The following is a 13,511-nucleotide window of genomic DNA, read 5'->3' on the forward strand; positions in this document are numbered from 1 at the left end:
CCGTCATGCGCCCGGAGAAAGCGCGTCCAGCCGGAAAACCCAGGTCAGCGCGGTGGCAGGCATTGGCCGGGTCCTTTCCCCCGACTGGGTTAAGCCGGACAGTCGGGCTTGTGCGATTTAAGCGCGCAGAACCGCGGACGGAATGCCGATCACATGACCCGGCGTCGTCGGCCACCGTTGTACAAACCAGTCCGCACCGGTCGTCAAGGAGGAACGCGCCGCATGTGTACGCGATCCGGGCGGCCTGCCACAAACCTTGGAGGCCTCGTCATGGAGCGGCGCGAAGTTCTCACGCGACTGCGTGAAAGCGGCACCCCCGGTGAGCGTGGCAAGAACGATAACGGGATCGGCGATATGCACATCGAGCTGGAAAGGGCCGACCACGAGGAACCGACGTGGGAGGTCCGCAGTCCGGGTGACGTCCGGAAGAACCACAGGCTGAACCGGCGCACCCGGATCATCCTGGGCATCGCGGCGGTGGCCGCGGTCGTGGTGAACGCGGGCGCCGCGTGGGCGTACTGGCAGATCACCGGCTCTCAGGCGCGGCCGGCGGCCGACGCCGGGCCGGTCGAGCTGGCCCTGCGCGGCCGCTCCGACCTGGACCTGCCGCTGCGCCGCGGCGAGAGCGGCAACCTGACCGTGACGGTCACCAACGACACCGGCTTCCCCATCCGGATCACGGCGCTCGCCCCGGGCGCCGGGAACATCGTGGCCGATCCCGAGCACCGCGACGCGGGCTGCACCGACGCCGCGGTGGTGTTCACCCGGCCCCGGTTCGACGTGTCGTGGGAGGTGGAGCAGAACGCGGTCCGCGCGTTCGCCGTGGACAAGGCGCTGAGCATGCGCCAGAACGCGGCCAAGGCCTGCGAGGGCGCCACCTTCACGGTTCCGGTGCAGGCCTCGGGCGTACGCCGGACCTCCGCCTGAGGTTTCCACCGCCTCCGATCGCGGAACCCTGAGCCCATGACAAGGATCTCCGTTGTGACCGGGGCCAGCGGCGGCATCGGACGGGCTGTGGCCCGTTCCCTGGCCGCCCGCGGCGACGCGGTCGCTCTGCTGGCGCGTGGATCGGACGGCCTGGCCGCGGCCGCCGAGGACGTGCGCCGCGCCGGTGGCACCCCGCTGCCGATCGAGGTGGACATGGCCGACTACAAGGCGGTCGAGGAGGCGGCGGACCGGATCGAGCGCGAGCTGGGCCCGATCGACCTGTGGGTCAACAACGCCTTCAGCTCGGTCTTCGCCCGCTTCACCGACATCGGGATGGACGAGTTCACTCGTACCACCGAAGTGACCTATCTCGGCTACGTCTACGGCACCAAGGCGGCGCTGAACCGGATGAAGCCGCGCGACCGGGGCACCATCGTGCAGGTGGGCTCGGCCCTGTCGTACCGGGGCATCCCGCTGCAGAGCGCCTACTGCGGCGCCAAGCACGCGATCCAGGGCTTCAACGAGTCGCTGCGGGTGGAGTTGCTGCACGACAAGAGCAACATCCGTACCACCATGGTCCTGATGCCGGCGGTGAACACGCCGCAGTTCCGCTGGGTGCTCTCCCGGCTGCCGCGCGAGGCCCAGCCGGTGGCGCCGATCTACCAGCCCGAGGTGGCGGCCAAGGCCGTCCTGTACGCGGCCGAGCACCCGCGGCGCCGCGAGTACTGGGTGGGCGGCTCGACCGTGGGCACCCTGCTCGCCAACGCGGTCGCCCCCGGCATCCTCGACCGCTACCTGGCCCGGACCGGCTTCGACAGCCAGCAGACCGACGAGCAGCGCCCGGCCGACGAGCCGGCCAACCTGTGGGAGCCGGCCGACGGTCCGGGCGAGCCGGACCCGGGCGCCCACGGCGTCTTCGACGACCAGGCCAAGTCGCGCAGCGCCCAGCTCTGGCTGTCCCAGCACCACGGCCTGGTCTACTCGGGTCTGGCGGTGGCCGCGGGCGCGGCGGCGTGGGCCCTGGGCCGCGCTAGATAGCTTGATCGTTGCCGGGGAGGGCCCGGAGGCGGCGGTGCCGGCCGCTGTGCTCCTCGTCCTCGTCACCCGGCCGGAACAACTCGGAACGCAGCGACCGGTGCCGGCCGTCGTGCGCGATCAACTCGCGTACCTCGGGCGGCACCACAACCGAGTTGCGCAGCACCTCCCCCGCCCGCGCGGCCGAGGTGCGCGCGACCTCCTCGTCGTGGCTGGCCACCTCGATGCCCTCGGCCACGACCCGGGCCATCGCCTCGCCGTACGTCCGCGCGTCCTGCACGCCGCGCTCGTGCAGGAGCAGGGCCTCGTGCTCGTGCCGGCGGGCCACCCGGGCCTCGTTGCGTTCGTACGCATTGCCCTTGGAAGCGAACTTGAGGCCGACGGCGGCGCAGTCCAGCGCCACCAGCAACAGCATGATCCCGATGTAGAAGACGCCGACACCCCAGAAGTCCGTGGTCACCAGATGCCACATGGCGGCCGTGCGGGCGCCGAACCCGGCGTTGTCCCGGACCGTCTCGGTGTTGGTGGCCCGCTGCTCACCGATCCGCCGGGTCAGCTCCGTCTGCTCGGCGCTGCGCGCGTCCCGGGCCGTACGCTGCGTCTTCAGCAACTCCCCGGCCTGCCGGTCGAGGGTGGCCGCCTCCACGTCGAGGGTGCGTGAACGCTTGACCAGCGAGTCGCAGTAGCCGCCGCTCGGGCAGCCGGCCGCCCGGGACACGCCGTTGCCGGCCGAGTCGGCCAGGGCCTGGTCGTAGAGGGCCCGGGCGTCCTGGCGCTTCTGCGCGGCCCGGTCGGTCAGGTCGCGTACGGCCGCGTCGTCGGCCGCCGTCTCCCGCTTCAGCTCCCCCAGCCGCCCGGTGTAGGTGCCGATCACACCGGTCTTGTCCATCTGGCTGAGCTGCTGGTTGTGCACCTCGTTGAGCCGGGCGTCGATCTCGCCCTGATAGCGGGTGAGCATCAGCGGCTCGGTGATCAGCACGGCGAACAACACGGCCAGACCCAGCCGGCCCGCGTACAGGCCGATGGTCGGGCCTTTCAGGAGCTCCCGGGGGTCGGTCGAGTCGAGCCGCTCGTAGTTGATCGACACTCGGCCCACGACGGCCCGGTCGTACGCGACCACGCCCGCCGCCACCAGCGGGCCGACCAGCCAGCGGTACCAGGGGTGCTCGTAATTCGAACCGGCGTCGATGAACGCGGCGCCGCCGAGCGTGGCGTACACGAAGTAGAGGATGATGAAGGCGCCGATCGCGGAGTAGAGAACCCGGTCGGTGTGTGTGGTCACGCTGTCCGGGTTGACGTTCGCCACCCGCAGCAGGACGTCTCTGCGGCCCCTCGGCATGCTGCCGAGTCTTGCCGAAACACCGACGCCCGTCCGCGAAATCTACGTTTTGCTCGGTCCGGCCGACAGATCGGGCTCCGTGATCGTCACCCGCACCGTCACCGACGCCTGGACGGTCTGCTGCTGCGGGTCGAGCTCGAAGCCGGCGCCCGACTCGGCCGCCGTGTCGAAGCTCATGGCCGCCGCCCGCATCATCACCGGGCCGCCACCGCCCAGACCCTCGTCGGCGATCTCGACCAGCCGATCGACGTGGGCGCCGACCGCCGCCGCGTACTCCCGGGCGCGGGCCAGCGCGTCGGCGATGGCCTCCCGGCGGACCTCGGCGCCGGCCCGGCTCCCCGGCCGCAGCTGCCACCACGGCCCGGACACGGTCGCGAACTCCAGCCCGGCCAGCCGGAGCATCAGCGGGCCGAGCGTCTCGAAATCGGTCACGGTGACGGTCGTCCCGACACTTCCGCTGTACGCGACGACGCGCTCACTGCCGCGCTTGAGCTCCGGGAAGACCTGCACCCCGCTGGACTCGCTCTTCTGGCCGGCCAGAATCTCCTTCATCTCGGCCGCGCGCTCCAGCAGCCGGTTGACCACCGTCTCGCGATCACGGTCCCGCGCCGACACGGTGACGGAGAAGACGGCCTGCTCGGGCGGCACCTCGCGGAGCGCCTCGCCGCGGACCACGATCGTCGGTTGCTCGCTCATGGGTCGAACGTTATCGGAGGTCGGCCACGCGGGCCGCCTCGCTCAGCAGCCGCTGCAGCTCGGCCGTCCAGTCGGCGGTGCGGCGCACGGACTGGTCGACGCGGTCGGCGAGACGGCGCAAACTGCCCGCGTACGTGGGCAGGCTGCCCGGCGTGGTCCGGTCGGCCTCGATGGCGGCCTCCACGAACTGGCCGGTCAGGTCGGCTCCGAGATGACCCAGGTTCGCCGCGTACGCCACGTTGCCCGCCCAGGCGCTGCTCTTGGCCAGCGCCCAGCGGACGGCGGCGTGCCGCTCGGCGGCCAGCGAGGCGTGGGCGAGCATCGGCGCCGTGCGGCCCACGACCGTACGCAAGGTTTCGAGGATCCGGTCGACGCCGGGTCGCAGCCGGCTCAGCAGGCCGTCGATGGTCGCGATCGCCTCGGCCACCTCGCCCGGAAGATCCCGCAGGACGGCCGACCAGACGGCGTCCTCGCGCAGGAACAGCCGGGCCCGCCCGATCAGCTCCTGCACCGACGTCACGAGCTGCCGCCACGCGTCATCCAGCCGGCCGACCGTCTCCCGCACCAGGTCGATCGCCTCGCGGAAGGCGCCAGTGCTGCTCTCGGACGTTCCGTCACTCATCAGCGCCGCCATTCCTCCAGGGCGCCGCCGCTCTCGCGGGCCAACTGGGTGAGGGTGTCGCGGGCGTCGGCGACGAGCCGGTCGGTGTCGGTGGCCGTGGGTCGCTGCGGGCCGGCTTCCGCGCTCTCGATTCGGCCGCCCCGCACATACAGTCGGAACAGGCCGCGCGGGCCGGTGATGACCCGGGTCGTCTGCTGCTCCCGCATCCGCTGACCGGCGTCGTCGATCAGCCGGTACGCCTCGGCGATCCGCCCGCGGGCGGCGTCGAGGAAGTCGGCCGCGCCGGGCGGCGGCAGGCCGAGCGTCTCGTCGAGCGGCTCGCTGCGGCTCCGCGGCGGCCGGCCGTTCCGCCGGACGATCAACGGCACCAGGGCCGCCTTCATCCGGGCCGACTCCAGCGCCTCGAGCAGGCCGGCGGCCACACCCTCCGGGCCCAGGGCCGGCCACCAGCCCGGCCGGAGTCCGATGTCGACGAAGCGGCCCACCGAGTCGACCACCGCGTAGGCGGTGCCCGTCCGGTCCGGACCGCTGATCCGCTGGGTGTGATCCAGCGACGACCCCACATCGGACACGAACCGCCGCGCATCGGCCAGACGCGCGTCGCTGTCGAGTGGTACGTCCGCTTTGCGCGGTGCATGGGCAGATGAACTCACCGGCGCTCCCCCGATCTCCGGCTGCCACCGAGAGTAGCGCAGAAGGCCCGGCCCATTCGACCCCGCGAATCCCCCGCGGTCGCTCGATCCGGGTCTTGATCAGGAGTTTCGGCGCCATCGCAGCAGGCCCAGAAGGAGGAGTCCGGCCCCCAGCAGGAGTGATCCGGCGACCACGATCAGCAACGGGCGGGGACGACTGTCGATCGTTGGTGTCCCGACCGCTGTTGTCGTCTCTTGCTGCGTCTTTTGTGCTGCCTGTTTCACTGATGCCGCCTTCCGGGGAGCGCGCTTCTCGGTCAGCGCGGCCATCACGTCGAGCTGCCCCGACCCGTACCGGTCGTCGTGGCCCCTGGGCCCTCGGTCCTTGGCCGTGCCCGTGATCCGATCGACGACCTCGGCGGCCGGCATGTCCGGAAAGCGCGCCCGGATCAGAGCCGCCGCCCCGGCCACGATCGCCGACGAGACACTGGTGCCGTTCGTGACCGCGTACTTCCCGCCGGGCCGAACCACCGGAATGTCGACGCCGTAGGCAACCACATCCAGCTCCGGCCCGTGGTTGGAGAAGCTGGTGACCTTGTTGTCCCGCCCGACCGAGCCGACCGCGATCACCCCCGGATAGCGCGCCGGCGGACTGACCGCACCGCTCTCATTGCCCGCCGCCGCCACCAGAACGACATCGGCCGCAGCCGCCCTGGCCAGCGCCCGCTGCAACGAGCCGTCCGACTTCAACTCGAACGACATGTTGATCACCTTGGCGCCGTGGGTGATCGCCCAATCGATGCCCTCGACGGCCAAGGCGTGGTTGCGCACCGGCCTTATCGGGATGACTCTGCTCCGCGGCGCGACCCCGAGAACGCCGTCGCCGTCGCCATGCCCGCGCCCGGCAATGAGAGCGGCCATCGCCGTCCCGTGCGGCCCGGTGATCACATTGCTGTGGCGCCCACTGACGATCGCCCCTCGGAGATCCGGATGCCGGTTGTCGATCCCTGTGTCGAGCACCGCCACGGTGACACCGGCCCCGCCTCGCCCCAGCTTCTGGGCCTGGGCCAGCTTCATGGGGGCGAAATACCACTGCCGGTCCCGCCAGACGTCAGCCCGCGCCGGCACCGCACCCACCAGCAGCAAGAGCAGGACCGCGACCAGCACAGCCCCAACCGTCGCTCGACCCGTCCACGACACTCGTCTGTCCGCAAGAGACCACACCGGCCGCCGGGCCGCGCCGATCACCCGCGGCGGCCGATCAGGGTCGGGCCCGGGTCATGCGTGTCTCCGTTCTCGCCGGGCGCGATCACCGGGGCGACGCCCTCGGCTACGCGCCACGATTCGCCGGCCTCGTATCCGGCGGGTTCATCGGTCTTCACAGGACGGCGGGAGGCACTGTGCGCTTGCGCCATACCGCCGGACATTACCTGGTGGCGCTCCGGGCCGACCGGATCATTCGGTAGCCATGACGGTCGCGGAACACGGCCATCGGCACGGACAGCACCCGGCGCGGCACCTCGGGATCCGGCGAATCCGGTGCCCGGCGCTGCTCCGCCGATCGGCCGTCCACCCGCGGCGGCGGTTCGCTCACCGATCACGGCGCCGGAGGGCAGGGGTGTGCGGCCGGCCGCACGCCCAGCGCCGGAAGCAGGCGGGATCGACGCAGGCGGGATCGACGCAGGTGGGCGGCCGAGGCTGCCTCCGACGATGGGGAGTCCACCGGAGCCCGGCACGACCGTGGCGGGGCCTGCGGGCGGGGGCGTTCCACCGACTGCAGCGGCTCCGCCCGACGGGAGCGTTCCCGCGGCGCCCGGCAGGGGCGCACCACCGCCGGCGGGAAGCACGCCGGCTCCGCTCGGCCCCGAAGGGCTGATCACACCCGCTCCGCTCGGTGCCAGTGGACTAACCCCACCAGCTCCGCTCGGTGCCGGTGGGGTGATTACACCGGCGAGGTCGGGGCCGCCGGCGGGCGCTGTGCTCACTCCGGCAATTCCGGCACCTGCTCCGGCGCCGCCGCCGAGCCCAGCGCTCGCGCCGGCACCTCCAAGGCCGGGGCCGACTCCGGCACCGGCATCGCCGCCGGAACCCGCGCTCCCGCCGGCACCCGAACCTGCGCCAGCCCCGCCTACCGTCTCAGCCCTGTCACCGACGCCGCCACCTGGGCCGACGCCTACGCCGGGGCCGGCTCCCGCTCCGGCTTCGGCGCCACCAACGCTGAACCCACCAGCGCCGAGCCCCACGGCTGCTCCAGCCGCCGCGCCGCCCACCGCCGCGCCGGTCGAGCCGTCCGGAACCGTCGCCTCGGCCCCGGGCAGGGGCGGCACCGGCTCGTGCGGCACCGGCACGTCGATCCCGGCCGGGCCGAGGCGGGCCGAGCCCTTGGCGGGCGGCCACTCCCGCACGTCTTCGATCGTGAACTCGAACGGCGGTGGGACCTTCAGCAAGGTCGCGGCGTCCTGCACCGCCCGCTCCGCATTGATCATGAATTGGCGGGCCTGTTCGTCGATCTCGTTCTCGGCGCGGTCGAACCAGTTCGGCACGAGATCGCTGCTCTTGTCCTTGTACTGCTCCCAGAGCGGCCGGATCTGCGTCTTGGCCCCGGCCAGCGCGGTCACAATGCCGTCGAGCCCGCTCGCCGTCGTCTCCGCGTCGGCCGACGCCGTCTCGAGCTGGGTGATCAGGTTGTCGAGCTGGGCCACGAAGGCCGCGGCGGACGCGTTCTCCTCCGGCGGCCAGACCGCCACCAGATCCGTACGGGCGGCCACCAGCGCGTCCCGTTCGCTGCGGACCGAGCCGGCCAGTTGCCGCCACGCCCCGACCTGCGCGCGGGCCAGCGTGTCGTCCTCGTCCATCACCATCGACCACAGCCGGGGCGTGTTGTACCCCGCCCAATTCGTCCCGCTCACCGCGCCGGCCCGCCCCGTCGTGTCGAGGGGTGGCCGTCCATCGCCTCGGCGTGAGCGGCGGCGTCGAACTGCTGCTGCACCTCGACCGCGGCCGCGGCCAGCGCGCCGTTCACATAGTCGACCCGCTGTTCGGCGGTCAGGTCGGTGCGGTCGAACATCGCGGCCACGGACGTCGCCGCATCGGCGAGCACCCGGGCCGCGTACATGTATTCGACGATGTTCGCGGATGAGGCCCGCAGGCTCTCCGCGTACCTCTGCTTGGCAGCTTGGACGCCGCCGCCGGCGTTGTTCCGGCCGAACCGCACCCCGGAGTCGAGATAGACCCGGGCGTCGGAGTAGCCGGGCTCGATCGTCCGGGCCGTGTCGTCGTGGACCTGGCCGGAAAATGCCGTCAGGCCGTCGCTTTCGACGCGAATGCCGTCACCCACGCCTCGCCTCCCCGTAGCTACGTGGTGTCGCAACGGGCCCCAACGTAGCGACCGCTGTCGAACGCCAGCGGCGGGAAAGATCAGGTCAGACGGGTTACGGCGGCCGCGACGCGCTCGTCGGTGGCGGTCAGCGCGATCCGTACGTGCTTCTCCCCGGCCGGGCCGTAGAAGGCGCCCGGCGCGGCGAGGATGCCGCGGTCGGCGAGCCAGTCGACGGTCTGCCAGCTGTCCTCGCCCCGGGTCGACCACAGGTAGAGGCCCGCTTCGGAGTGACTGATCTCGAAGCCCGCCTTGACCAGGGCCGTGCGCAGCGTGTCGCGCCGCGCCGCGTACCGGTCACGCTGCTCGGCGACGTGGGTCTCGTCGCCCAGCGCGGCGATCATGGCGGCCTGGACCGGGGCCGGGACGATCATGCCGGCGTGCTTGCGGACCGCGAGCAGCTCCTTCACCAGGGCCGGGTCGCCGCCGACGAAGCCGGCACGGTAGCCCGCGAGGTTGGAGCGCTTGGAGAGCGAATGCACGGCGAGCACGCCGGTGTAGTCGCCGCCGGTGACCGCGTCGTCGAGCACCGAGACGGGCCGGGTCTCCCAGCCGAGGGAGAGGTAGCACTCGTCGCTGGCGACCACGGCGCCGCGCTCGCGGGCCCAGTCGACGACCTTGCGCAGATGGTCGACGGGCAGGACCTTGCCGGTCGGGTTGGACGGCGAGTTGACCCAGATCAGCTTGACGCGAGGGGTCGGGCCGACCGCGGTCAGCGAGTCGGAGCGGATCACGGTGGCGCCGGCCAGGCGCACGCCGACCTCGTACGTCGGGTAGCAGACCGACGGGATCACCACGACGTCGCCCGGGCCGACCCCGAGCAGGGTCGGCAGCCAGGCCACAAGCTCCTTGGAACCGATCGTGGGCAGGACGCCGAGCTCACCCGAGGCGTTGCCGGCGCGAGCCAGCCAGCCGGTGATCGCCGCGCGCAACCCGGGCGTACCGGCCGTCAGCGGGTAGCCCGGAGCGTCCGACGCGTCCGCCAGGGCGCGCCGGATCAGCTCGGGGACCGGGTCGACCGGGGTGCCGACCGAGAGGTCGACGATCCCGTCGGGGTGTGCGGCGGCCTTGGCCTTGGCCGGCTCCAGGAGATCCCAGGGAAAATCCGGCAGGGCCGCGGAGAGCGCGCTCACCCTTCCTTCGCGGGCAGGGCGACGATGAACGGCGAGTCCTTGTCGATCTTGCCGACCTTGGCCGCGCCGCCGGGCGAGCCGAGGTCCTCGAAGAACTCGTAGTTCGCGTTCGTGTAGTCCTTCCACTGCTCCGGGACGTCGTCCTCGTAGAAGATCGCCTCGACCGGGCAGACCGGCTCACAGGCCCCGCAGTCGACACACTCATCGGGGTGGATGTAGAGCATCCGGTTGCCCTCGTAGATGCAGTCGACGGGGCACTCCTCGATGCATGCCTTGTCGAGCACATCGACGCACGGCTCAGCGATGATGTAGGTCACGGGTCTTTCCCTCCAAAGCCTCGCACGGCTCACCGCCGGCGACAGTTGCAGAGCCTAGTATCTCCGCCGGAGGAGGTGACACGTGCTCCGTCGGCAGGATGTGGGACACCGGGTGGTGGTACGCCGAATTGTAGGCGTTACCCCCGAACGCACGCTCTACACGGATGCCCTGGGTGAGCTGGTCGACCTCACGGACACCGATCTCACCATCGCCACCGACAAGGGCACCGTCAAGGTGCCCCTGCGTGAGGTGCACCGGGCCAAGCGGGTGCCGGCCGCGCGCCGCCCGCCGGCCCGCGACGTCATCGACCTGGAGCTGGCCGCGAACGCCGCCTGGCCGGCACCGGTGCAGGCCCGGCTGGGCGGCTGGATCCTGCGGGCGGCCGGCAACTGGACCGGCCGGGCCAACTCGGCGCTCGCCGTGGGCGACCCCGACCGGACGCTCGAGGCCGCGATCGACGGCGTGATCGAGTGGTACGGGGCGCACGGCCAGCGCCCGCTGATCAACGCCCCGATGCCGCTGGCCGCGCCGGTCAACGCCGCCCTGGACGCCCGCGGCTGGTCGTCGCGGCCGCTCACCCTGGTGCAGACCGCCCTGCTGGCGCCGCTGCTGTCGCGCCTGCCGCAGCGCGCCGACCTGCCGCCGGTCGAGCTGGCCGACACCCCCGGCGACGACTGGCTCGAGATGGTGGCCGAGCACAAGGGCCAACTTCCCGACCCGGCCGTACGCATCCTGACCGGCCCCGAAGAGGTCGTCTTCGCCCAGATGCACGACGCCGACGGCAAGCTGCTCGCGGTCGCCCGCGGCGCGGTCACCGACCCGGGCCGCTGGCTGGGCGTCTCGCTGGTGCAGACCGCCCCGGCCGCCCGCCGCCGCGGCATCGCCCAGCACGTGATGCGTGCCCTGGCCCAGTGGGCCACAAAGCACCACGCCACCCGCGGCTACCTGCAGGTCGAGGAGCGCAACACGCCCGCGGTCACGCTGTACGGCCGGCTCGGCTTCACCACCCACCACACGTACCTGACGCGCGAAGCGCCGCTCTAACGCCGGACGACCCGGCGTGGCTTGGCCTGCCGGGTCTCGGTGTAGGCCTTGAGCGAGCGGGAGCGGTAGTCCTTGGCGAGCATCACCGCGATCCAGTAGCCGACGAGCGTGCCGGCGATGGCGAAGCCCGCGTAAAGCCAGACCTGGGCGAAGAAGTTGCCGGCGCCGCCGCCGAAGGGCTGGCCGCCGCTGATGAACGGTCCAACCAGGATGGTCAGGAGCATGCCGCCGACGGCGCCGAACACCAGGTCGGGCAGGAGCCACTCGGAGGGCCGCCGGCGCTGCGACACGATGAACGTGTAGACCGCCAGAACCACACCGATCAGGGCGAACATCATGATCGAGGCCCGGCCCTCGGCGGTGTCGTCGCCGTCGAACACGAACCGGGTGACCAGGCGGGCCACCACGTTGATCGCGAACAGCCCGACCGCCAGCGCCGCGGCCGGGAACCAGCGCTGCTGCCTCATTCTTCCTGCCCTCCGCACACGAATCGTGGTTCGGGATCGTAGCGCCAGGTGAACTTCCTGCGCTCGATCTCCCGGCCATCTTTGCGGATGACGCGCCATGCGTCCTGGGTGAAACCTGGGAGTCCGCTGCTAGTTAGACACTTGGGCCCGGCCTCCCGGTGCACGGTGGGCGGGCTGGTCACGTTGCGCCGCGGCCCGTACACGGTCTTGACGCTGTCGTAGACCTTGGTGCCCCACATCGAGACGGTCACGGACTTCCCCGTGGTCGCGGTGTCGATCAGGATCCCGTACGGCGTGGTGTTCTTGAACTTCAGATCCAGGGTCGGATAGAAGATCGTGGACTCGATGACGGCCGGATAGCGGGAGAAGTAGAACGAGTGCGGCTTGTGCTCGACGTCCTCCAGGCCCGCGTAGTAAGCGGCGTTGAACAGCGTCGTCGTGAACTGCGAGGCGCCACCCGCGACGCCCGGCTCGAGCACACCGTCGACGATCACCGGCGCGTCCTTGTAGCCGTTGTGGTAGCCCCGCTCGCCGGTGTGCCCGTTGAGCGAGAAGGTCTGGCCCGGCTTGACGATCGCGCCGTCGACCGCCTTCGCGATCGTGATGATGTTCTGGCTGCGGGGCGATCTCGCGCCGCCGGTGAAGTACGTCGTGAAGGTCGACACCCGCTCCTTGATCCCGAGCCTGGCCATCTCGGCGTCGGTGCCGCCGGCCGGCGTCGCCTTCAGCGTCCCGGTGATGGCCCGCGGGGCCGGCCGGGCCAGCACGGTGAGCAGCTCGGGACCGAGCTCGACGACCTTGCCGGGCACACTCGCGACGATCTTCGGAGCGCCGCCGGCCAACGCGATCTTGGCCTGCTGGGCCGGTGTCTCCGCCTTGGCGAACTCCTTGGCCGCCGCCGCCCGCAGCTTCGCGCCGTCGATCGCGGGCGTCAGCCGGCCGTCCGCGTCCGCGCGAAAGACCAGGCCCTTCGCGATGGCCGCCGGCGTCAGCTGGAACCTCACCGACCCCACCGTCACAGTCACCGGCGCCGCCACCGCCGGTCTCGCGAGCCCGGCGATCAGCTCGTCCACCTGCGCTTTCGTGGTCGCCGGGGCGCGCTCGACAAGCTCCACAACGGCCACCTCACCGGCCGGCCACGCCTCCCGCACGCGGGCCGCCGCGACCCCACGATCAAGGTCAAGACCAACCCGGGGGTACGCGGCCACGGGCGCCCCACCGGCAAAGCTGATGCCCGGCCTCTTCATGGTGATCCGACCGGCCGCGATCTGCCGGCGCAGCGCCACCTCGAGCTTCTTCTCGTCCAACCGGACGACCGGCGCGATCTGTTCATCGCCAAACCATCGCAGGCCGCTCGTCACCGCAGCGTCAACTGTCGCCGGCACATCGATCGCCAGCCCCACCGCAGCCGCCGGCAACGTCACGTCCTTGCCGTCGACCCGGACCCGCAGAGGCCGTGCACCCCGCGCCGCCGCCTCCTCGGCCACCAACGCCTCAGCCTCGCCTCGGGACTTGCCCCCAAGGTCAAGGCCGAACACCTGGGTGCCGCGCGGAACGTCTCCCGCCATCGCATAGGCGCCGGCCCCCGCCACCACTCCGGCCAGCACCACCACAACTCCAGCCGCGATCACCCAGCGCCGCTTCGACCGCTGCCCCGACAGCCTCCGCGCCACCGGCACGGCCGGCGAGACCTCAACTGCCGACTGCTCAAAGGCGACCCCGGCGAGTGGCCGGGCGGGCGCAGGCTGGGCGGGCGCAGGCTGGGCGGGCGCAGGCTGGGCGGGCGCAGGCTGGGCGGGCGCAGGCTGCGCGGGCGCAGGCTGCGCGGGCGCGAGGTGAGCCGGCGCGAGGTGAGCCGGCGCGAGGTGAGCCGGCGCGAGGTGAGCCGGCGCGAGGTGAGCCGGCGCGAGGTGAGCCGGCGC

14 protein-coding genes are annotated in these 13,511 nt (G+C 72.0%); 3 read left to right on the top strand and 11 right to left on the bottom strand.

Annotated features, from left to right (window positions below; translation table 11 throughout):
• Positions 1–354 precede the first annotated feature (354 nt).
• Together AB0J66_RS09410 and AB0J66_RS09415 are read left to right on the top strand one after the other, a co-directional pair.
• The gene (locus tag AB0J66_RS09410; protein ID WP_364657754.1) at positions 355–927 is read left to right on the top strand and encodes a hypothetical protein; all 573 of its coding nucleotides are present in this window, start codon (positions 355–357) and stop codon (positions 925–927) included.
• A gap of 36 nt (positions 928–963) precedes the next feature.
• Entirely contained in the window at positions 964–1,965 is a 1,002-nt protein-coding gene (locus tag AB0J66_RS09415) for an SDR family oxidoreductase (RefSeq protein WP_364657757.1), read from the top strand.
• Here AB0J66_RS09415 and AB0J66_RS09420 read toward each other — a convergent pair.
• The 9 genes from AB0J66_RS09420 to fdxA form a co-directional block, all read right to left on the bottom strand.
• A complete protein-coding gene (locus tag AB0J66_RS09420; RefSeq protein WP_364657759.1) occupies positions 1,958–3,301 on the bottom strand; it encodes a DUF4407 domain-containing protein in 1,344 nt (447 codons plus the stop codon). The two genes, AB0J66_RS09415 and AB0J66_RS09420, sit on opposite strands and share 8 nt — an antisense overlap.
• 42 nt (positions 3,302–3,343) lie before the next feature.
• Positions 3,344–3,997, bottom strand: a complete 654-nt coding sequence (locus AB0J66_RS09425) for an SIMPL domain-containing protein (protein WP_364657761.1) — start codon at positions 3,995–3,997, stop codon at positions 3,344–3,346.
• A 10-nt stretch (positions 3,998–4,007) separates the two neighbouring features.
• Positions 4,008–4,619, bottom strand: coding sequence for a hypothetical protein (locus AB0J66_RS09430; protein WP_364657763.1), 612 nt, complete (start codon positions 4,617–4,619; stop codon positions 4,008–4,010).
• Complete coding sequence (locus tag AB0J66_RS09435; protein WP_364657766.1) at positions 4,619–5,272, bottom strand: hypothetical protein; 654 nt, start codon at positions 5,270–5,272, stop codon at positions 4,619–4,621. Before AB0J66_RS09435 ends, AB0J66_RS09430 begins: the two co-directional genes overlap by 1 nt.
• Positions 5,273–5,371: 99 nt before the next feature.
• Positions 5,372–6,418, bottom strand: a complete 1,047-nt coding sequence (locus tag AB0J66_RS09440; RefSeq protein ID WP_364657769.1) for a S8 family serine peptidase — start codon at positions 6,416–6,418, stop codon at positions 5,372–5,374.
• Between the two features lie 77 nt (positions 6,419–6,495).
• Positions 6,496–8,106, bottom strand: a complete 1,611-nt coding sequence (locus tag AB0J66_RS09445) for a hypothetical protein (protein WP_364657771.1) — start codon at positions 8,104–8,106, stop codon at positions 6,496–6,498.
• A gap of 50 nt (positions 8,107–8,156) precedes the next feature.
• Positions 8,157–8,588: a hypothetical protein gene (locus AB0J66_RS09450; RefSeq protein WP_364657774.1), complete on the bottom strand. Its 432-nt coding sequence runs from the start codon at positions 8,586–8,588 to the stop codon at positions 8,157–8,159.
• An 80-nt stretch (positions 8,589–8,668) separates the two neighbouring features.
• Positions 8,669–9,760, bottom strand: coding sequence for a succinyldiaminopimelate transaminase (gene dapC, locus AB0J66_RS09455; protein ID WP_364657776.1), 1,092 nt, complete (start codon positions 9,758–9,760; stop codon positions 8,669–8,671).
• Positions 9,757–10,077 (bottom strand): ferredoxin, encoded by a 321-nt coding sequence (fdxA, locus tag AB0J66_RS09460; protein ID WP_364657779.1) that lies wholly within the window; start codon positions 10,075–10,077, stop codon positions 9,757–9,759. Before fdxA ends, dapC begins: the two co-directional genes overlap by 4 nt.
• Positions 10,078–10,159: 82 nt before the next feature.
• Here fdxA and AB0J66_RS09465 point away from each other — a divergent pair, with 82 nt between their 5' ends.
• Entirely contained in the window at positions 10,160–11,122 is a 963-nt protein-coding gene (locus tag AB0J66_RS09465; protein ID WP_364657781.1) for a GNAT family N-acetyltransferase, read from the top strand.
• On the opposite strand, the gene AB0J66_RS09470 is transcribed toward AB0J66_RS09465, so the two are convergent.
• Positions 11,119–11,589 carry a hypothetical protein gene (locus tag AB0J66_RS09470; protein ID WP_364657784.1) on the bottom strand — a complete coding sequence of 157 codons (471 nt, stop codon included), beginning with the start codon at positions 11,587–11,589 and terminating at the stop codon, positions 11,119–11,121. The genes AB0J66_RS09465 and AB0J66_RS09470 overlap by 4 nt on opposite strands.
• The gene (locus AB0J66_RS09475; protein ID WP_364657787.1) at positions 11,586–13,220 is read right to left on the bottom strand and encodes a VanW family protein; all 1,635 of its coding nucleotides are present in this window, start codon (positions 13,218–13,220) and stop codon (positions 11,586–11,588) included. Before AB0J66_RS09475 ends, AB0J66_RS09470 begins: the two co-directional genes overlap by 4 nt.
• Positions 13,221–13,511 lie beyond the last annotated feature (291 nt).

It is taken from the genome of Actinoplanes sp. NPDC049598, from assembly GCF_040675435.1.
In the GTDB taxonomy this organism is placed as follows: domain Bacteria; phylum Actinomycetota; class Actinomycetes; order Mycobacteriales; family Micromonosporaceae; genus Actinoplanes.